This is a genomic window from Nitratireductor sp. CH_MIT9313-5 (genome assembly GCF_037029545.1).
Taxonomy (GTDB): domain Bacteria; phylum Pseudomonadota; class Alphaproteobacteria; order Rhizobiales; family Rhizobiaceae; genus Chelativorans.
Genome location: NZ_JAYMER010000016.1, coordinates 95,207 through 112,436, shown reverse-complemented (window position 1 = coordinate 112,436; position 17,230 = coordinate 95,207). Strand labels below are relative to the sequence as shown.

The window sequence follows — 17,230 nt, the reverse complement described above, 5'->3', positions numbered from 1 at the left end:
AGGGCGTTATGGCGAGGCGAGTATTTGAAGACCGGGCCGTCATCCATGTCACCGGCAAGGATGCCGAAAACCTGCTCCAGAATGTCATTACCACCGATCTGGACAAGCTTGGTGAAGGCGAAGCGCAGGCGGGCGCATTGCTGACGCCGCAGGGCAAGATCCTGTTCGATTTCGTCATCTCACGGCTGGAGGATCGGGGGTTCCGGCTGGATGTGCGTGGCGATGTTGCAGCAGACCTCGTCAAGCGCCTGACGCTTTACAAGCTGCGCGCCAAGGCGGAAATTTCCCTTGCCGATCAAGAGACTGTGCTTGCTATCTGGGATAATGATTCAGAAAGTTCAGAATCCGATTCAGCCGTCTGCCGCGATCTTCGTTTCGGCGATGCACAGGTGTTTCGCAGCTATGCCAAAGGTGGCGTGACTGATGCGGGCGGTGCCGAATGGGAGGCCATGCGCATCGAACATGCGGTAGCGGAAAGCGGGCGCGACTTCGAGCTGGGTGACGCCTTCCCCCACGACATTCTCTACGATTACGGCGGCGGCGTCGGGCTGCGCAAGGGCTGCTATGTCGGGCAGGAAGTCGTCTCGCGCATGCATCACCGCGGGACCGCCCGGCGTCGCTTGGTGAAGGTTCGCGCGGACACTCCACTGCCTGAATCTGGTTCGGCCATTGTGGTCGGAGAGCGCGAGATCGGCCGTCTTGGCACCGTCAGCGGCACTACGGGGCTGGCCATTGTGCGCATCGACCGTGTCGCCGATGCCGCAGCCAATGGCGAAACTGTGAATGCGGGTGACGCGACGCTCAGCCTCAGCGTTCCGGCTTATGCGAACTTCTCGCTTGAGAAAGAGCCAGAAGCATGAGGCGATCCGCTCCGTTACGCGCCTGGCAGCGCATGCTCTCAGGGCGCCGCCTTGACCTGCTCGACCCTTCCCCGCTCGATATCGAGATTTCGGATATAGCCCATGGTCTTGCCCGCGTTGCGCGCTGGAATGGACAGACCAATGGCGACTACGCCTTTTCGGTCGCCCAGCACTCGCTTCTGGTCGAGCGGGTTTTCGAGATACTCAACCGCGACGCAGGCCCAGAAGCATTTCAGATCGCGCTTTTGCACGATGCGCCCGAATATGTCATCGGCGACATGATCTCCCCTTTCAAGGCGACCCTTGGCGATGACTACAAGTCGGTGGAACGCCGACTGCAGCGGGCAATCCATATCCGCTTCTCGCTGCCGCCAACCATCGACGTGAAGCTGAAGCGTGCAATCAAGAGGGCCGATCAGGTTGCCGCCTATTTCGAGGCAACGCAGCTTGCAGGTTTCGCGTCCGACGAGGCAGAGCGCTTCTTTGGACAGCCGCGGGGGGTCGATCCGGACTATCTGCCGCTTGAGCCAATGCCCGCTCGCAAGGCACAGGCTGCCTTCATCAAGCGCTTCGAAGCCATCGAGGCAATGCGGGCAGGCTAGGCCCCTAGCGACCGGCGCGCTCCAGGCGGTCGAGGAACCACTGGGTCAGCTTGATCCAGACCTCGTCCTTCTCGCCTGCATCCTCGCAGCCATGTTCCAGATTGGGGTTGTCGTTGACCTCGATCACGAACACGCCCTCCGGTGTCTCCTTCAGGTCCACGCCATAGAGCCCGTCGCCGATGCAGCGTGCAGCGCGCACGGCGATATCCACCACATGCTCCGGCGTCTGCGCCAGGGTGAACGCACGGAAGCCGCCCTCATCCGGCTTGCCGCGGCGATCGTGATTGACGATCTGCCAGTGCTTCTTGGCCATCAGATACTGCACTGAAAACAGGGGTTTTCCGCCCAGCACGCCGATGCGCCAGTCGAAATCTGTCGGCATATATTTCTGTGCAATCAGGAGGTCGGAACCTTCCAGCCATTTGGTGGCCAGCTTCTGCAGCTCCTCCATATTCGCGGCCTTCTTCACGCCACGCGAGAATGCGCTGTCGGGAATCTTGAGGACAAGCGGGAAGCCAAGCTTGTCCGCAGCCGCCTGCAAATCGGTGGGGCCTGAAATCATCACCGTGGGCGGAACGGGCACGCGATGCGCGGCCATGAGCTCGTTGAGGTAAACCTTGTTGGTGCAGCGGATCATCGACAGCGGATCGTCGATGACAGGCATGCCTTCCTGCTCCGCTCTACGGGCAAAACGGTAGGTGTGGTTGGAGATCGAAGTTGTCTCGCGGATGAAGAGCGCATCGAAATTGGCAAGCCGTGCCAAGTCCTTCTTGCCGATCGGCTCGATCTCGACGCCCATTTTCTCGGCAATACGCGACCAGTGCTTCAGTGAACTGACGGAGGATGGGGGCAGTTCTTCCTGCGGATCGATCAGGGTCGCAAAGGTGTAACGCGCAGGGGTGCGGGCCTTCTTGTCGCGCCATTGGCGGCTGGTATAGGTGTCGAGCCCGTCGAGAAAGCGGGTCTTTTCGTCCTCTTTCATGCGCGCAAGAGGCAGGAAACCGATCTTCCTGATCGTCGCCCATTCCCCGTCCTCGATCGCGACTTCAAGGGCGGGGGCGCGGAACCAGTCGAAGAGCAGCCGCGCGAAGCGGTCCCACGCCTTTGAAGGGCCGATACCGAAGAAGATCGAGACGCGCTGGGGGAAGCTTCCGCCGATTTCCTTGCGGCAACGATTGAGCGTTTGCTCAAGTTCGGGCAGCGCGTTCTCATAAAGCTTGCGTGCCGAAAGGTCGATCAGCGTTTCCACCGACGGGATGACCTTGTGGCCGCGCGAACTTGCCAGCAGCGAGGCGTAATAGCCGCGGCTTTGATAGCTGTAGCTGCTGGAAAGATTGATGATCTTTGGCGCCTGACCGCGAAACAGGGAGGGATGGGTCAGGTAGTCCTTGCTCGTGATGATCTTGTGCGGGGTGGCGGTCTGGTCGAGATCGCCCGGTCGGCTCGTTAAAATGACCCAGCTCATTTGGCGCCATTGTCTCCCAATATGACGGCGGCGCGCAGGCCGTTCCGTCCAAAGCGCGCCATGCGCATGAAAACCTCATTGGGTATGGGAATGGCTGCAGCGTCGGCGGCCGTTTCCCCCCTCTCCTCCTCGACCCACGGGTCATGCACCACGACATGATCGTCGTCGCACCCGATGGCCAGAACCCAATGCGGCACCTTCTTTCCGAACATCAGGTAGCCGCTTATCAGGACAGCCGCCAGATGACCGGACCCAAGAGCCGCCTTGATGTCCTCCAGCGTGAATGCGCGACGATGGGTTTCGATCCCGAGCGCGGTTGCCCGACGCAAAAAATCCTGCTGGGCCAGTCGCATGACACGCTGTTTTTCCGGCGCGCGTACGGAATCGAGAAAGAGCGGGCCCTTCTGCGAGACATAGACCGAGACAGCCAGCCCATGCTCTGCTGCTGCCACAGCCAGACCGAAGGGCTCGCACCCGCCGGGGCCGGACAACATGAAGACCGTGGTCGCCTCGCGCCAAAGCCGGATTTCAAAGACCGGATCGGGTTTGAAATCATGTCTGAAGCGGGCCATCGCCATCATCAGACATGCGGGTCCGCATGTGAAATCCTCGCGCTGCTCGTAATAGGGGACAGGCTGGGTCGTGATGGCATCGCCTCGCAACAGTTTCTCGAAGCGCAAGGCAGGGGAGCCATCCTCGTAATATTCCGCCTCGCGCCCTATACGGTGGAAGCCGGCGCGCTGGTAGACTTCGATGGCACGCGAATTGTCCTCGCGCACCTCAAGGCGCAGGATGAGGCGCTCGTGCCGGTAGGCTTCACGCTCGGCAGCAGCAAGCAGCGCACGCCCGAGCCCTGCAATGCCCGCATCCTTGGCAACGGCTATGGAGTAAAGCCGCGCAACCCCGCTGCCTGCGCGGTAAAGCACCAGGCAATAGCCGACGATGCGCTTGCCGTGTTCGCAGACCAGAAGACTGGCGCTGTTGCTTTCAATGTGCTGGCGAAACGAGCGGCGGGAGATCCGGTCGGTGGTGAAGACGCTGTTTTCGATCTGCAGGAGCGCATCAAGATCGGATGCGCGTGCCGGACGTATGTCGGCATTCATTTGAGTGCGGTGTGCCTCGCGTTGCGTTCATAATCCATAGCACTGGCGAGGAGACGCGGGAATTGAGAAAATCGCGCCGTGACATAATTTTGAGCGAAGAAACAATCGCAAGCGGTTTCAATAGCCGCTCAAGTCTGCCACACGGCGGCAATCAGACGAGCCTGAAAAAAGGCGGGTAACGAGCATAAGGAGGCGGGATTTCGATGGAGTTCGACACAGCACAGATAATGACTGCGGGCGAGACGATGGTGGCTGCGGCCAGCGCTTTCGTCGTCAGCTATGCCTTTTCCATCCTCGGCGCGATCGTTCTCATCATCGCAGGCTTCATTGTAGCCGGTGTGGTGGAGCGCTCACTGGCAAAAGCCTTGGGGCGGATGCGCTCCTTCGATCAGACGCTGTGCCGCTTCCTGTCCAAGACCGCGCGATATGCCGTACTCATTCTCGTAGGTGTGACCGTCCTTGCGCAGTTCGGGGTACAGACTGCAAGTATTCTCGCAGCGCTTGGTGCGGCCGGTCTTGCCATCGGCCTGGCCTTGCAGGGCACGCTGCAAAATGTCGCCGCCGGCATCATGCTTCTTGTGTTGAAGCCGTTCCGCGTCGGCGAATATGTGGATGCAGGCGGGACAGCGGGAACGATCGTGGAAATCGGGCTCTTCGCGACCGAGCTCAAGGCGATCGACGGGCTGTATGTCCTGGCTCCCAACAGCGAGCTGTGGAACAAATCCGTCATCAACTATTCGCGCAACAAGGAACGTCGCAACGACCTCGTGATCGGCATCGGCTATGATGATGATATCGATCTGGCGCAGGAGACCATGATGTCTCTTGCACAGAATGACGAGCGCGTTCTGGCCGAGCCGGAACCCGCGACATTCGTGTCCGAACTGGGCGACAATGCCGTGAATGTGACGCTGCGCTATTGGACGGCAACGCCGGACTGGTGGCAGACGCGCCTCGACCTGACCAAGGCGGCCAAGAAAGCATTCGACGAAAAGGGTATTTCCATCCCCTTCCCCCAGCGCGACCTTCATCTCATTACCGCTGCCGCAGAAGTGAAGACGACAGCGGCCTGACTTTCGGGCAGGGGCGGCACCAGCCGCCCTGCCCTTCACAAAAAATGATCTGTGGCATCATCCGAATTTGATTGTCCGTGGCAAAGCATCGGCTACGATCTGACGATGGAATGAAGGATGGACGAAATGACTGCCGCAGCGAAAAGCGAAACCGGCACGCCGGGCTTCCCCTGGCTGATCGTTATCTGCGGCTGCATCATTGCCGCGCTCACCTTCGGCCCACGCTCTGCCATGGGCTTTTTCCAACTGCCCATGCTGGAAGATCGGGGATGGGACCGCACGACTTTCGGTCTGGCAATGGCGATCCAGAACCTGATGTGGGGGATCGGCCAACCCATCTTCGGTGCAATCAGCGACCGCTTCGGCACCTGGCGCGTGCTGGCCCTTTCGGGCACTCTCTATGCGGCTGGTCTGGCGCTGATGGCGGTAGCGGAAAGTGCTACCATGCTGCATCTGGGCGGCGGCGTTCTGGTGGGGCTGGGCGTTGCTGCGGGTTCGTTCAGCATAGTGCTTGCTGCCTTCGCCAGAAACACGGCTCCGGAAAATCGCAGCATTGTCTTCGGCATCGGCACTGCTGCCGGTTCGGCGGGCATGTTCCTCTTCGCGCCGATCAGTCAGGCCATGATCGACAGCTTCGGCTGGTCCGACACGCTCATCTACATGAGCGCTGCCATGCTGATCATTCCGCTTCTGGCTCTGCCGCTCGTTGGCAATGCCGGCAGCGGGAGCGTGGCGCAGGGCGCACAGTTCGAGCAGACCTTCGGTGCCGCATTGCGTGAGGCCTTCGGTCATCGTTCCTTTATTCTGCTTGTTTCCGGCTTCTTCGTCTGCGGCTTTCAGGTCGCTTTCATCACCGCGCATTTTCCTGCCTATATCGGTGACCTGGGCATTGATGCGCGCTATGCGGTGCTGGCGCTGGCACTGATCGGATTCTTCAATATCATCGGCTCACTGGCCTCTGGTGCCATCGGTCAGCGCTTTTCCAAGCCCTATTTCCTGGCTCTCATCTATCTGGCGCGGTCGGTGGCGGTCACTGCATTTCTGCTCTTCCCGCAAACGCCCGGCAGTGTAATCGCCTTTGCAATCGTCATGGGTCTTCTATGGCTGTCCACGGTTCCGCCGACCAATGCACTGGTCGCTGTCATGTTCGGCACGCGCTATCTGGGCATGTTGGGCGGACTGGTTTTCTTTTCCCATCAGATCGGGTCGTTTCTCGGCGTGTGGATGGGCGGCTATCTTTACGACCGTTTCGGCTCCTATGACCCCGTATGGTGGCTGGGCGTCGCACTCGGGGTCTTCGCGGCGGTGGTCCATTGGCCGATACGGGAAAAGCCGGTGGAACGGGCAACGGTTGCGCAAGCCGCCTGAGACTTATCAGCCCGACCTTATTTCGCACTCAGGGACAACGCGTCGCACACTCTGCGGCGCGTTTTCACATTCTCTCCGATGTTTTCATCGGCGAGTATGAGATTGATCCGGCGGGGGCCTGATGAGGTTCGTTCATGGCATTCAATCCTGGTCGCTTGCCGCCCATGGCGCAGCAGGTCACGCCCCAGACCAACAAGCTTTTGCGAAAGCTCGGAGATCAGTTTTCGGCCCACTTTCAGGCGGGTGACTATCATGGAGCCTTCAAGGTCGTTGAGCGTGGCCTGCGGCTGGTTCCTGCCCATCCGACACTGTGGCGCGACGCAGCAGCCTGTATGATCCATCTGCGCAACTGGGAGCAGGCGCTGCGCTGCGCAAGCCGCGCCTATGAGCTTGAGCCTGAAAACTACCAGACGCTTGATTCGCTAGCGCATGCGTCCGGCATGCTTGGCGACCTGGCGGCAGCATCCAGATATGGCCGTCGCGCGCTGGAGCTGCGTGACAGCGAGTTTCAGCTGCCGCGAACCCCGTGGAGGGTGGCAGCCCCTCCCCCGTTCGAACCACTGGCACGGGGACGCAATGTCATCTCCTTCAGCCTTTTCGGAGGCGATCCCAAATATTGCGAGACGGCAATCGCCAATGCCCAGGCACAGCGATCCGTCTATCCGGAATGGACGACGCGCTTCTATCTGGACCAATCCGTGCCGCATCATGTTGTCGACCGGCTTTTGAGCCTCGGTGCAGAGATCCACTACGTCCGCGGAGAACAGGCGCAGTGGCCGGGCCCGATGTGGCGCTTCCTGGCCTATGATGATCCGGATGTGGACCGGGTCATGTTCCGCGATGCCGATTCCATCATCGGCCCGCGCGAAGCGTCGGCCACGCAGGAATGGGTCGATAGCGGCAAGAGTTTTCACATCATCCGGGACTTCTGCTCCCATACCGAGCTCATTCTTGCCGGGCTTTGGTCGGTGTCGCGTGGTGCATTGCCGCCGATGCATGAGATGATCCGCGATTTCGTCTCCCGCGGCGTAAAATCCCGGCATTTCGCCGATCAATATTTTCTGCGCGAATATGTCTGGCCGCTGGCGCGAAACCAGGCGCTGCAGCACGATAGCGTTTTCGGCTTCGGTCTGTTCAAGCCGATCCCAGCAGCACCCGATCCGAAAGGTCACCATATCGGTTGCCTCGCCGCCGCCGGCTTCAAGGCGAAACATGAAGCGCCCGACGGGACAAAAATCATCTGGAGCCTGTTTGACGCCACGAAGGGCGGCAAACCCGCGATCTGCAGCTATCCCGGCACCGTGCGCAACAATGCGATCGAGGCAATGCTTCCCTTTCCATGGCTGGAGCGCCTAAGGGCTGGCGATGTGGGGATCCGAATTTCGCTGCCCGGTCAGCTTGCCGACGCGTCGTGAAGCTGCTGTCATCTGCCTGAAACATACGAACTCTAACTGATGGCACAGGGTCTTCGGTGCTCATGCTTCCGAAGCTCAATCCCATCAGGCATGATCATATTCAGCGCGTTTGTCGGCAAACGCATGGTTCAGCAGGAGGCAGTGATGAACGAGCGTGTTCCCCCCATCGAAGTTGAGAACCTGACCGAGATGCGCGAGGCGTCTGAAGATGTCGGTCGCAATGACAGCGACAATCCGACCATGGGCGACATCATCAATCGCCGCTATTCACGCCGCGGCTTTCTACGCGGCTCGCTTGCCGTTGCCGCAATCGGCGCCACTGTCAGCCCGCTTGCGCTTTCGGCCGGACGCGCACAAGCGCAGGAGGTATCCTCCAGCTTCGACTTCGCGGAAGTTGCCGCCGGTGTGGATGAGACGCATCACGTTGCCGAAGGCTATGATGCCGACGTGCTTCTTCGCTGGGGCGACAAAGTGCTGGCCGATGCCCCTGATTTCGACCCGATGAACCAGACGGCAGAGGCCCAGGCCAAACAGTTCGGCTACAACAACGACTATGTCGGTTTCGTACCGCTGAGCGACGCGGAAGATCGCGGCCTGCTCGTCGTAAATCACGAATACACCAATGCGGAACTCATGTTCCCGAATTTCGCCAAGGTGGTTACGGTCACGGAAGAAAAGGACGGGCAGCAGGTCGAGACGCAGAAGGTCGAGATCGGTGAATTCACCAAGGAGCTGGTCGATATCGAGATGGCAGCCCATGGCGGCACCGTCATCGAGATTGCCCGCGATGAGAGCGGCAAGTGGAAGCCCGTTCTCGACAGTCAGTACAACCGTCGCATCACCACAGAAACCGAGATGGCGCTCACCGGTCCTGTCGCTGGTCATGCACGCGTGAAGACCAATGCCGATCCGTCCGGCACGAAAGTTTTCGGCACGCTCAACAATTGCGCGGGCGGCCTTACCCCTTGGGGCACATGGCTCACGGCCGAGGAGAACGTACATGGCTATTTCGGTGGCGCGCTGCCCGAGGGCCATCGCGAGGAGCTGAACTACAAGCGCATGGGCGTACCCGGCGGCTGGTACAATTGGGGCAGTTTCCACGACCGCTTCGACGTGTCGAAGGAGCCCAACGAGCCGAACCGTTTCGGCTGGATCGTCGAAGTCGATCCGAAGAACCCGAACTCAGTGCCGAAGAAGCGCACGGCCCTTGGCCGCTTCAAGCATGAGGGTTGCGAGACGGTGGTGAATTCCGATGGCCGCGTTGTCTGCTATTCAGGTGACGACGAGCGCTTCGACTATGTCTACAAATTCGTCACCAACGGCACTTTCAATGAAAGTGACCCTTCCGCCAATGCCGATCTTCTGGACGATGGCACGCTTTATGTCGCCCGCTTCGACGAGGATGGCACGGTGGAGTGGATGCCGCTCGTCCACGGCGAGGCTCCGCTTGATGAAGCCCACGGCTTTGCTTCGCAGGCCGATGTACTAATCGAGACGCGGCGCGCTGCCGATCTTCTGGGCGCGACCAAGATGGACCGTCCGGAAGATGTTCAGCCGAACCCGAAGACCGGCAAGGTCTATTGCATGCTCACCAACAATACCCGCCGCAAGGAAGGCGAGGAAAACGCCGCCAATCCGCGGGCGGACAATGCATTCGGCCACATCATCGAGATCACCGAAACGGACGGCGATTTCGCTTCCACCAAGTCGACCTGGGAAATCCTTTTGAAGTGCGGTGATCCCTCGGTTGCCGAAGTTGGTGCAAGCTTCTCCTCGGCCACGACGGAAAATGGCTGGTTCGGCATGCCGGACAATTGCGCCATCGACGCGGACGGCCGCCTCTGGGTCTCCACCGACGGTAACAGCGAAAGCAAGACCGGTCGCACGGACGGACTATGGGCCGTCGACACCGATGGTGAAGCCCGCGGCACCTCCAAACTCTTCTTCCGCGTGCCGGTGGGTGCGGAAATGTGCGGCCCTTATTTCACGCCATCATCGGAAACGCTGTTCCTCGCCGTTCAGCATCCCGGTGACGAGGGTCTGGCCACCTACGAACAGCCCGCAACCCGCTGGCCCGACTTCGACGACAACCTCCCAGTCCGACCGGCCGTCGTCACGGTCACCAAGCAAGGCGGTGGCAAGATCGCCTGATGGCACTTCAATCGAACTCAAGGAGCGCCGGCATATTTCTGCCGGCGCTTTTTTATCCGACGCTACGCATCAGCGCCTGGATGAAACCTGCTCTTGAGGTGGGTTCGTCCATGCCGCGGGGTTCGTAGACGTCGCGGTGGAGGAAGTAGCCGGTCAGTGCGAAGGCGTCGTGAAGTTGGCCTGCGATGTCGTTGATCCGGTCCGGTGACCGGCTGATGAGGGATGGCAGGGGCAGGAGCTTGTCGGCCCAGGGGGCCCCGGCTTCGTGGGTGACGGCGCGGCCTGTTTTGGGCGACACATAGCCCAGACCATCGGTGGCACCAGTCAATGCGCAGCGGCTGAGATCGAGGCCGAATCCAAGTTCGTCGAGAATGGCGAGTTCGAATCTGGCCATCAGAGGTGCGACAAGATCCGGGTCGTGTAGATGCTCCGTCACGACTTCGAGCGTCGTAAACAGTCCGGGATGTGGGTCGCGCTCGGGAAGCAAGCGCAGATGGGCACCCAGAAGCTGAATGCCGTGAATGGCGAGCGCACTTTCCATCAGGCGCGCGGCATTAAGCTGGACCGGTTCAACCTGGAAGCTGCCCAGATGCTCATCAAGGCGCGCGCGCCAGGTCACCGTAACCCGGTTACCCGGTTGAAGCACGGGCTGGAGGCGGCGCGAGCGCCCTCCGCGCACGAGGCCAAGATGGCGACCGTGAGCGGCTGTCATGACTTCGAGAATGGCGCTGGTCTCGCCGTGCTTGCGGCTGCCCAGAACTATCCCTTCGTCATGCCACTCCATCAGAAGCGCCTTCGGTCAATCAGGTGGGAAACTCCAGCCCCATCTCCCCATAGCGCTCGGGATCGTTGCTCCAGTTCTCGCGCACCTTCACGAACAGGAAGAGATGCACTTTCTGCTCAAGGATTTCTGACAGTTCCTCGCGAGCCGCCTGACCTATCGCCTTCACGGTGCCGCCCTTGTGGCCGAGCACAAGCTTCTTCTGGCCGTCACGTTCCACATAGATGACCTGCTGGATGCGCACGGACCCGTCCTTGCGCTCTTCCCATTGCTCGGTCTCGACATGGACCGAATAGGGAAGCTCCTGGTGCAGACGCAGGAAGACCTTTTCACGGGTGATTTCGGCTGCCAGATTGCGCATGGGCAGATCCGAAATCTGGTCTTCCGGATAGTACCACGGCCCCTCTGGCAGCGTTTCTGACAGATATGACATCAGATCATCGCAGCCGGAGCCGTTCAGCGCCGAAATCATGAAGACGCGGTCGAATTCCACATCGGCGGTGGCCTTGGCGGTCAGCTCCAGCAGCGCCTCCGGGCGCACGCGGTCGACCTTGTTGAGAACCAGAACCTTTTTCTGCTTCACGTCTTTCAAGCCGGCAAGAATCGCTTCCGCATCGCCTTTCAAGCCTCGCTCAGCGTCTATGAGGAAGGCGATGACATCCGCATCACGCGCTCCGCCCCATGCGGTCGTGACCATGGCCTTGTCGAGCCTGCGCCGGGGACGGAAGATGCCGGGCGTGTCGATGAAGACGATCTGCGTCTGCTCGTGGGTCGCGATGCCGCGGATCATGGCGCGGGTTGTCTGCACCTTGTGGGTGACGATGGACACCTTGGCACCGACAAGCCGGTTCAAAAGCGTGGATTTGCCCGCATTGGGCGCGCCGATCAGCGCGACAAAACCGGAGCGGGTTGCCGTCTCCTGTTTGTCGGTGGTGCTGTCGTTCTCGTTCATGATGAATGTGCCTGTTTCTGCCACACGCCTTCCCTTTCAAGGACAAAGCTTGCTGCGGCCTGTTCTGCTTCCCGCTTGGACCGGCCTGTGCCGTGGCCTCCGGGAAAACCTTCAATGGTCACTTCGACCGTAAAGACGGGCTCATGGTCCGGCCCCTCGCGGGAGACCACGGCGTAGCGCGGCGTATTGCCTGCTGCCTGGTGTGCCCATTCCTGCAGCGCCGTCTTTGCATCCTGGCGGGCGGCTGCGGGCTCCCGTGAGCGTTCAATCCAGTGAGCATGGATGAATTCGCGCGCCTGTTCCAGCCCGTGTTCAAGATAGATGACCGCGATCAACGCTTCCATGATGTCGGCGAGCAGGTTGACGCGCTTGCGCGGGGCGATGGCACGCATCTCGCTGCCGATATTGACCAACTCGTCGAGCTTGAGTTCGCGGGCTACCTCGGCCAGCGTATCGCCATTAACGAGTGCGTTGAGGCGCACCGACAACTCGCCTTCAGGTGCATCGGGGAAAGCCTTGTAGAGCATTTCGGCGATGACCAGCCCGAGCACCCGGTCGCCCAGAAATTCCAGACGCTGATAGTCCGCGCCGGAAGCCTCGCGTGCGCTTGCATGGGTCAGGGCCTCGTTGAGAAGGTCGGTGCGCGAAATGCGAATGCCGACGCGCTTGTCCAGCGCACCGGCAAGGTCTTTCTCACTCAGCCTCTTGGCGGACATTTCAGTCAACCCAGTTGAAAATCCGGCCCGGGCGCAACTCGCTTGGCCATCTCCAAAGCTCCAGCGGGCTTGCGCCACCGGCGATGGAGAAGAAAATGATATTGGCGCGGCCGACGAGGTTTTCCTCCGGCACGAAGCCGACGGAGAAGCGGCTGTCGGTGGAGTTGTCGCGATTGTCGCCCATCATGAAATAGTGGCCGTCCGGCACCACGAATTCACGCGTATTGTCACCGATGGAGTTCGGCGAAAGATCAAGTGTGTCGTATGAGACGCCATTTGGAAGGGTCTCGCGATAGACGTCCACGGGGCGCGTCATCTCGGTGATGTCGGGATCGTCGATCTGACCGACCTTCTCGCGCTGAACCGCTTCGCCATTGATGAAAAGCTGGCCGTCGCGCATCTGGATGCGGTCGCCCGGCAGGCCGATCACGCGCTTGATGTAATCAAGGGATGGGTTGGGCGGGAACTTAAAGACGGCGACATCACCACGCTCCGGCGCAGAGCCGAAAATGCGGCCGGAGAAAAGCGGCGGTGAGAACGGCAGCGAATGGCGCGAATAGCCATAGGCCCATTTCGTCACGAACAGATAATCGCCCTCAAGCAGGGTCGGACGCATGGAGCCGGAGGGGATCGAGAATGGCTGGAACAGCAAGGTGCGGATCACCAGCGCCAGCAGAAGCGCCTGAATGATGACACTGGCAGTCTCGCCAATGCCGCCTGTTTTCTTACGGGTTTTGTCGGCCACGCTCATTTCGTCCTCAGTTCCAGCCGCTTTGCCGCGGCCATTTTCCTGCGCTGTCTCTTATCGGTTGAAGCGCCTGCAGGCAATCGGCCAGCGGGGCTGAAATCATCACTCGGCACCCGGCAGAGCCTCAATGATCACGAATGCCTGAGCCAGGGGGTAATCGTCGGTAATGGTGAGGTGGATGACCGGCCGATGTCCGGCAGGCATCATTTCCTGAAGGCGCTTTGCCGCACCACCGGTAAGCTGCATTGTGGGCTTGCCGCCGGGAAGGTTGACGACCCCCATGTCGCGCCAGAAAACGCCACGTGAGAGGCCCGTGCCGAGCGCCTTAGAACAGGCTTCCTTGGCAGCGAAACGCTTGGCATAGGACGCCGCCCGCTCCTTGCGCCGATCGGATTTCTGTCGTTCGATTTCGGTGAATACGCGCTGGGTAAAGCGCTTTTCGTGACGTTCCAATGTCTTTGCGACCCGCCTGATGTCGATGAGGTCGCTGCCTAGTCCGATGATCATTCGCCTGCCGTTGCCATTGCCGTCTCAGCCATCGCCCGACGGCGCGCCTTCTCCAACAGACGCTTGCGCCGCTGCTCGCGGAAGGTGATGACAGTCCATCGTGTCACAATATAGGCGATAATGGCCGCAGCAAGCCCCAGCGGGATTGCACCGACGGTCATCGGCTTCAGGAAAGGCTCCCAGAGCTTGTGGAAGTCGAGATGGCGCAGAACCCGACCAATGTGGAGCGGTGCTGCTTCGCCGGGATGACCTCCGGTGAGGATTGAGCGGCCTATCTGCAATGTCGCGCCCCAGATAAAGGGGAAGGTCAGCGGGTTTCCGACAGCTGTCCCGATTGCCGAGGCGACAAGGTTGCCGCCGATCATCCAGGCGAAAACGGCTGCCAGCACGAAGTGGAATCCGAGAAAGGGCGTGAAGGAAGCAAAAACACCTGCTGCAATTCCACCTGCGATGGCATGAGGGGTTGCGCGCAGCCTCAATGCGCGTTTGGCAAAATATTGTGCCGAACGCCAGAAGGAGCGGCGCGGCCACAGGAACATGCGCACCCGTTCCCAAAAATCTGCTCGCTTCCTACGCTTGAAAAGCATTCACCACTTCCACACGCGATCAGTGCCTCGTCCCATCATAGGGCCCTGCTGTTAACGCCGTGTTCTCAATCGATCTTCTGCGACGAATTTTCTCGTCCTCTACTGCAACGCAGATCGTGCCTATCCGTTCACCCGCTCGACATGGCTGACGCTTGAAACCTCCTTCAGTTGCGAAATGAGGCGATTCAGATGCTTCAGATCCCAAACTTCGAGGTCAAACAGCATCTCGGTGAAATCCGGTGCGGTTCGCGCCATGGTCAGCGTGTGAATATTTGCGTCATTTGCCGCAATCACCTGCGTGAGCTCGGCCAGTGAGCCTGGCTCATTGATCGCAGTGACCGTCAGGCGTGCGGGAAAACGCTCCGAGTTGTGTTCGTCAATATCCCACCGCACGTCAATCCACCGCTCGGGCTGATCGTCGAAGGCCGTGAGCGAAGGCGACTGTATGGGATAGATGGTTATGCCGGAGCCGGGCTGCAAGATACCGACAATGCGGTCGCCCGGGACTGCGCCTTCAGGTGCAAAACGCACGGGCAGGTCTCCGCTGACACCGCGAATCGGCAGTGAATTGCCATCCTGCGGCTGCGCGCCCTGCTGCTGTTCCTTGCCCTTGGACTTGCGCCGTGACGAGCGGCCGGGGATCTGGAAGAGCATTCCGGCTGCATTGCGAAGGTTGAACCAGCCTTCCTCGCGGGCAGGTGCGTTCTGCGTGACGCGCTCATCCTTGTAGTCGGGGAAGACGGCGTGGATCACATCCTGCGACGAGATCTCGCCACGTCCGACGGCAGCCAGCACATCCTCCACATCCTTGCGCGCAAGACGATGGAGAACAGGTTTGAGGGCGTCGCGGGTGAAGGTCTTTTCCACTCGCTCGAAGGCGCGCTCCAGAATGCGCGTGCCAAGGCCTGAATATTGCTTGCGGATTGCGTTGCGCGTGGCGCGACGGATGGCCGAGCGGGCCTTGCCTGTTACGACAACGGACTCCCAGGCGGCAGGCGGCACCTGCCCCTTGGAGCGTACGATCTCGACCTCGTCGCCGTTCTTCAGCTCGGTCATCAGGGGCATGATGCGTCCATTGACCTTCGCGCCGACGCAGGAATCGCCGATATCGGTGTGAACAGCATAGGCGAAGTCGATCGGTGTCGCCCCGCGCGGCAAAGCTATCAAGCGCCCCTTGGGCGTGAAGCAGAAAACCTGATCCTGGAAAAGCTCCAGCTTGGTGTTTTCCAGAAACTCTTCCGGGTTGTCACCTTCCGAAAGCGCCTCGATGGTGCGGCGCAGCCATGCATAGGCGTTGGTGTCTTTGGAAATCTGGTGGCCGGGCACCGTGGTGCGGCTGCCGAAATCCTTGTAGAGCGTGTGTGCTGCAACGCCATATTCGGCGATCTTGTCCATCTCATGCGTACGGATCTGCAGCTCGACACGCTGACGCGAAGGCCCGACAATAGTCGTGTGGATGGAGCGGTAGTCGTTCTGCTTCGGCGTGGAGATGTAATCCTTGAAGCGGCCGGGCACCAGGGACCAGGTCGTGTGGATCGCGCCCAGTGCCCGGTAACACTCCTCGACGGTATCCACAGTTACCCGAAAGCCAAAGATATCGGAAAGTTGTTCGAAGGACAGCGCCTTCGTTTCCATCTTGCGAAAGACGGACCAAGGCTTCTTCTGGCGGCTTTTGACGACCGCATTGATTTCGTTCTTGCGAAACAGTTCTTCCAGCGAGCGCTCGATCTCCACCAGAATGCCGCGGTTGCGCTCCAGCAGGTCGGCGAGACGTTCGGTGACGGCGTGGAAGGCTTCCGGGTTGGTATAGCGGAAGGCAAGCTCTTCCAGCTCTTCGCGCATGTCCTGCATGCCCATGCGACCGGCAAGCGGCGCATAGATTTCCATCGTCTCCTCGGCGATGCGAAGTCGCTTGTGCACCGGGACATGGTGCAGCGTGCGCATATTGTGCAGGCGGTCGGCCAGCTTGACGAGCAGCACGCGCACATCTTCGGAGATGGCGAGCAGCAGCTTGCGCAAATTCTCCGCCTGTGCTGCCTTCTTGGAGACGAGATCAAGCTTTTTGAGCTTCGTCAGCCCCTCCACCAGTTTGCCGATATCGGGTCCGAAGAGCTCGTCGATTTCCGCACGCGTGGCAGACGTATCTTCAATGGTGTCATGAAGTAGAGCGACAGCAATCGTCGACTCGTCAAGATGCATGTCGGTGAGGATGGCTGCGACTTCAAGCGGATGGGAAAAGTATGGGTCACCCGATGCGCGGCGCTGATGGCCATGCTTCTGCATGGCGTAGACATAAGCTTTGTTGAGAAGTGCCTCGTTCACGTCCGGCTTGTAGCGCTGTACCCGCTCCACAAGCTCATATTGACGCATCATCGGCAGCTACTCCCCAAGCTCAGCACACAAACGACAAATGCGCCGTATTCGCTATACGGCGCATAAGCCCTAATGCAGCCAAAAACAAGGCGTTGGTACCGCGGCGAAGTGCCGTGCGGAGCCGACGATCAGAAGTCGTCGCTTTTCTCCGGCGGAACCAGACCTTCGATGCCTGCGAGCAAATCTTCCTCGCTCATGCGATCGAAGGAGACCGGCTCTTCTTCCGGTGCGTCGGCAGTTGCGGCCGCTGCTTCCGGCTCGGCCGGCAATGTCGGCACATCGGCTTCCGGCTCGTCAACTTCGACATGCTTCTGCAGCGAGTGGATCAGATCCTCGCGCAGATCGCCTGGCGAAAGCGTCTCGTCCGCGATCTCACGCAGTGCAACAACAGGGTTCTTGTCGTTGTCGCGATCAACGGTGATCGCCCCACCCTGGGAGATCTGGCGTGCACGGTGGCTGGCGAGAAGCACGAGGTCGAAGCGGTTGTCGACCTTGTCGATACAATCTTCAACGGTGACGCGGGCCATGA

At 60.1% G+C, this 17,230-nt stretch carries 16 protein-coding genes; 6 read left to right on the top strand and 10 right to left on the bottom strand.

Annotated elements, in window-relative coordinates:
- The first annotated feature begins 8 nt into the window (after positions 1-8).
- Both ygfZ and WA367_RS13130 read left to right on the top strand, forming a co-directional pair.
- Positions 9-860 (top strand): CAF17-like 4Fe-4S cluster assembly/insertion protein YgfZ, encoded by an 852-nt coding sequence (gene ygfZ, locus WA367_RS13135; protein ID WP_336057223.1) that lies wholly within the window; start codon positions 9-11, stop codon positions 858-860.
- A complete protein-coding gene (locus tag WA367_RS13130; RefSeq protein WP_336057222.1) occupies positions 857-1,462 on the top strand; it encodes an HD family hydrolase in 606 nt (201 codons plus the stop codon). Before ygfZ ends, WA367_RS13130 begins: the two co-directional genes overlap by 4 nt.
- A gap of 4 nt (positions 1,463-1,466) precedes the next feature.
- On the opposite strand, the gene WA367_RS13125 is transcribed toward WA367_RS13130, so the two are convergent.
- Together WA367_RS13125 and WA367_RS13120 are read right to left on the bottom strand one after the other, a co-directional pair.
- Complete coding sequence (locus tag WA367_RS13125) at positions 1,467-2,927, bottom strand: RimK family protein (protein WP_336057221.1); 1,461 nt, start codon at positions 2,925-2,927, stop codon at positions 1,467-1,469.
- Positions 2,924-4,030: a GNAT family N-acetyltransferase/peptidase C39 family protein gene (locus tag WA367_RS13120; protein WP_336057220.1), complete on the bottom strand. Its 1,107-nt coding sequence runs from the start codon at positions 4,028-4,030 to the stop codon at positions 2,924-2,926. The genes WA367_RS13125 and WA367_RS13120 overlap by 4 nt, the downstream gene beginning before the upstream one ends.
- 203 nt (positions 4,031-4,233) lie before the next feature.
- Here WA367_RS13120 and WA367_RS13115 point away from each other — a divergent pair, with 203 nt between their 5' ends.
- The 4 genes from WA367_RS13115 to WA367_RS13100 all read left to right on the top strand — a co-directional run bounded on the left by WA367_RS13115 (position 4,234) and on the right by WA367_RS13100 (position 10,037).
- Complete coding sequence (locus WA367_RS13115; protein ID WP_336057219.1) at positions 4,234-5,103, top strand: mechanosensitive ion channel family protein; 870 nt, start codon at positions 4,234-4,236, stop codon at positions 5,101-5,103.
- Between the two features lie 126 nt (positions 5,104-5,229).
- The gene (locus WA367_RS13110) at positions 5,230-6,471 is read left to right on the top strand and encodes an MFS transporter (protein ID WP_442935590.1); all 1,242 of its coding nucleotides are present in this window, start codon (positions 5,230-5,232) and stop codon (positions 6,469-6,471) included.
- A gap of 134 nt (positions 6,472-6,605) precedes the next feature.
- Positions 6,606-7,886 (top strand): tetratricopeptide repeat protein, encoded by a 1,281-nt coding sequence (locus tag WA367_RS13105; RefSeq protein WP_336057217.1) that lies wholly within the window; start codon positions 6,606-6,608, stop codon positions 7,884-7,886.
- A 144-nt stretch (positions 7,887-8,030) separates the two neighbouring features.
- A complete protein-coding gene (locus tag WA367_RS13100; RefSeq protein ID WP_336057216.1) occupies positions 8,031-10,037 on the top strand; it encodes a PhoX family protein in 2,007 nt (668 codons plus the stop codon).
- Between the two features lie 52 nt (positions 10,038-10,089).
- Here WA367_RS13100 and recO read toward each other — a convergent pair whose 3' ends face one another.
- From recO to rpoZ, 8 genes are all read right to left on the bottom strand, one after another.
- Positions 10,090-10,821 carry a DNA repair protein RecO gene (gene recO, locus WA367_RS13095; protein ID WP_336057215.1) on the bottom strand — a complete coding sequence of 244 codons (732 nt, stop codon included), beginning with the start codon at positions 10,819-10,821 and terminating at the stop codon, positions 10,090-10,092.
- 19 nt (positions 10,822-10,840) lie between these two features.
- The gene (era, locus tag WA367_RS13090) at positions 10,841-11,770 is read right to left on the bottom strand and encodes a GTPase Era (protein ID WP_336057389.1); all 930 of its coding nucleotides are present in this window, start codon (positions 11,768-11,770) and stop codon (positions 10,841-10,843) included.
- Entirely contained in the window at positions 11,767-12,486 is a 720-nt protein-coding gene (gene rnc / locus WA367_RS13085; protein ID WP_336057214.1) for a ribonuclease III, read from the bottom strand. The genes era and rnc overlap by 4 nt, the downstream gene beginning before the upstream one ends.
- Before the next feature lies 1 nt (position 12,487).
- On the bottom strand, positions 12,488-13,237 hold the full coding sequence (gene lepB / locus WA367_RS13080) for a signal peptidase I (RefSeq protein WP_336057213.1): 750 nt from the start codon (positions 13,235-13,237) through the stop codon (positions 12,488-12,490).
- 99 nt (positions 13,238-13,336) lie between these two features.
- Entirely contained in the window at positions 13,337-13,741 is a 405-nt protein-coding gene (acpS, locus tag WA367_RS13075) for a holo-ACP synthase (RefSeq protein WP_336057212.1), read from the bottom strand.
- Positions 13,738-14,280: a DUF2062 domain-containing protein gene (locus tag WA367_RS13070; RefSeq protein ID WP_442935581.1), complete on the bottom strand. Its 543-nt coding sequence runs from the start codon at positions 14,278-14,280 to the stop codon at positions 13,738-13,740. The genes acpS and WA367_RS13070 overlap by 4 nt, the downstream gene beginning before the upstream one ends.
- Positions 14,281-14,448: 168 nt before the next feature.
- Positions 14,449-16,701 carry a RelA/SpoT family protein gene (locus tag WA367_RS13065; protein WP_336057210.1) on the bottom strand — a complete coding sequence of 751 codons (2,253 nt, stop codon included), beginning with the start codon at positions 16,699-16,701 and terminating at the stop codon, positions 14,449-14,451.
- Between the two features lie 128 nt (positions 16,702-16,829).
- The gene (rpoZ, locus tag WA367_RS13060) at positions 16,830-17,228 is read right to left on the bottom strand and encodes a DNA-directed RNA polymerase subunit omega (protein WP_336057209.1); all 399 of its coding nucleotides are present in this window, start codon (positions 17,226-17,228) and stop codon (positions 16,830-16,832) included.
- Positions 17,229-17,230 lie beyond the last annotated feature (2 nt).

What these genes read in the sequence shown, in the direction of transcription:
- ygfZ (WP_336057223.1), top strand. Translation starts at nt 9, where the DNA reads ATGGCGAGGCGAGTATTTGAAGACCGGGCCGTCATCCATGTCACCGGC.
- WA367_RS13130 (WP_336057222.1), top strand. Translation starts at nt 857, where the DNA reads ATGAGGCGATCCGCTCCGTTACGCGCCTGGCAGCGCATGCTCTCAGGG.
- WA367_RS13125 (WP_336057221.1), bottom strand. Translation starts at nt 2,927, where the DNA reads ATGAGCTGGGTCATTTTAACGAGCCGACCGGGCGATCTCGACCAGACC.
- WA367_RS13120 (WP_336057220.1), bottom strand. Translation starts at nt 4,030, where the DNA reads ATGAATGCCGACATACGTCCGGCACGCGCATCCGATCTTGATGCGCTC.
- WA367_RS13115 (WP_336057219.1), top strand. Translation starts at nt 4,234, where the DNA reads ATGGAGTTCGACACAGCACAGATAATGACTGCGGGCGAGACGATGGTG.
- WA367_RS13110 (WP_442935590.1), top strand. Translation starts at nt 5,230, where the DNA reads ATGACTGCCGCAGCGAAAAGCGAAACCGGCACGCCGGGCTTCCCCTGG.
- WA367_RS13105 (WP_336057217.1), top strand. Translation starts at nt 6,606, where the DNA reads ATGGCATTCAATCCTGGTCGCTTGCCGCCCATGGCGCAGCAGGTCACG.
- WA367_RS13100 (WP_336057216.1), top strand. Translation starts at nt 8,031, where the DNA reads ATGAACGAGCGTGTTCCCCCCATCGAAGTTGAGAACCTGACCGAGATG.
- recO (WP_336057215.1), bottom strand. Translation starts at nt 10,821, where the DNA reads ATGGAGTGGCATGACGAAGGGATAGTTCTGGGCAGCCGCAAGCACGGC.
- era (WP_336057389.1), bottom strand. Translation starts at nt 11,770, where the DNA reads ATGAACGAGAACGACAGCACCACCGACAAACAGGAGACGGCAACCCGC.
- rnc (WP_336057214.1), bottom strand. Translation starts at nt 12,486, where the DNA reads ATGTCCGCCAAGAGGCTGAGTGAGAAAGACCTTGCCGGTGCGCTGGAC.
- lepB (WP_336057213.1), bottom strand. Translation starts at nt 13,237, where the DNA reads ATGAGCGTGGCCGACAAAACCCGTAAGAAAACAGGCGGCATTGGCGAG.
- acpS (WP_336057212.1), bottom strand. Translation starts at nt 13,741, where the DNA reads ATGATCATCGGACTAGGCAGCGACCTCATCGACATCAGGCGGGTCGCA.
- WA367_RS13070 (WP_442935581.1), bottom strand. Translation starts at nt 14,280, where the DNA reads ATGTTCCTGTGGCCGCGCCGCTCCTTCTGGCGTTCGGCACAATATTTT.
- WA367_RS13065 (WP_336057210.1), bottom strand. Translation starts at nt 16,701, where the DNA reads ATGATGCGTCAATATGAGCTTGTGGAGCGGGTACAGCGCTACAAGCCG.
- rpoZ (WP_336057209.1), bottom strand. Translation starts at nt 17,228, where the DNA reads ATGGCCCGCGTCACCGTTGAAGATTGTATCGACAAGGTCGACAACCGC.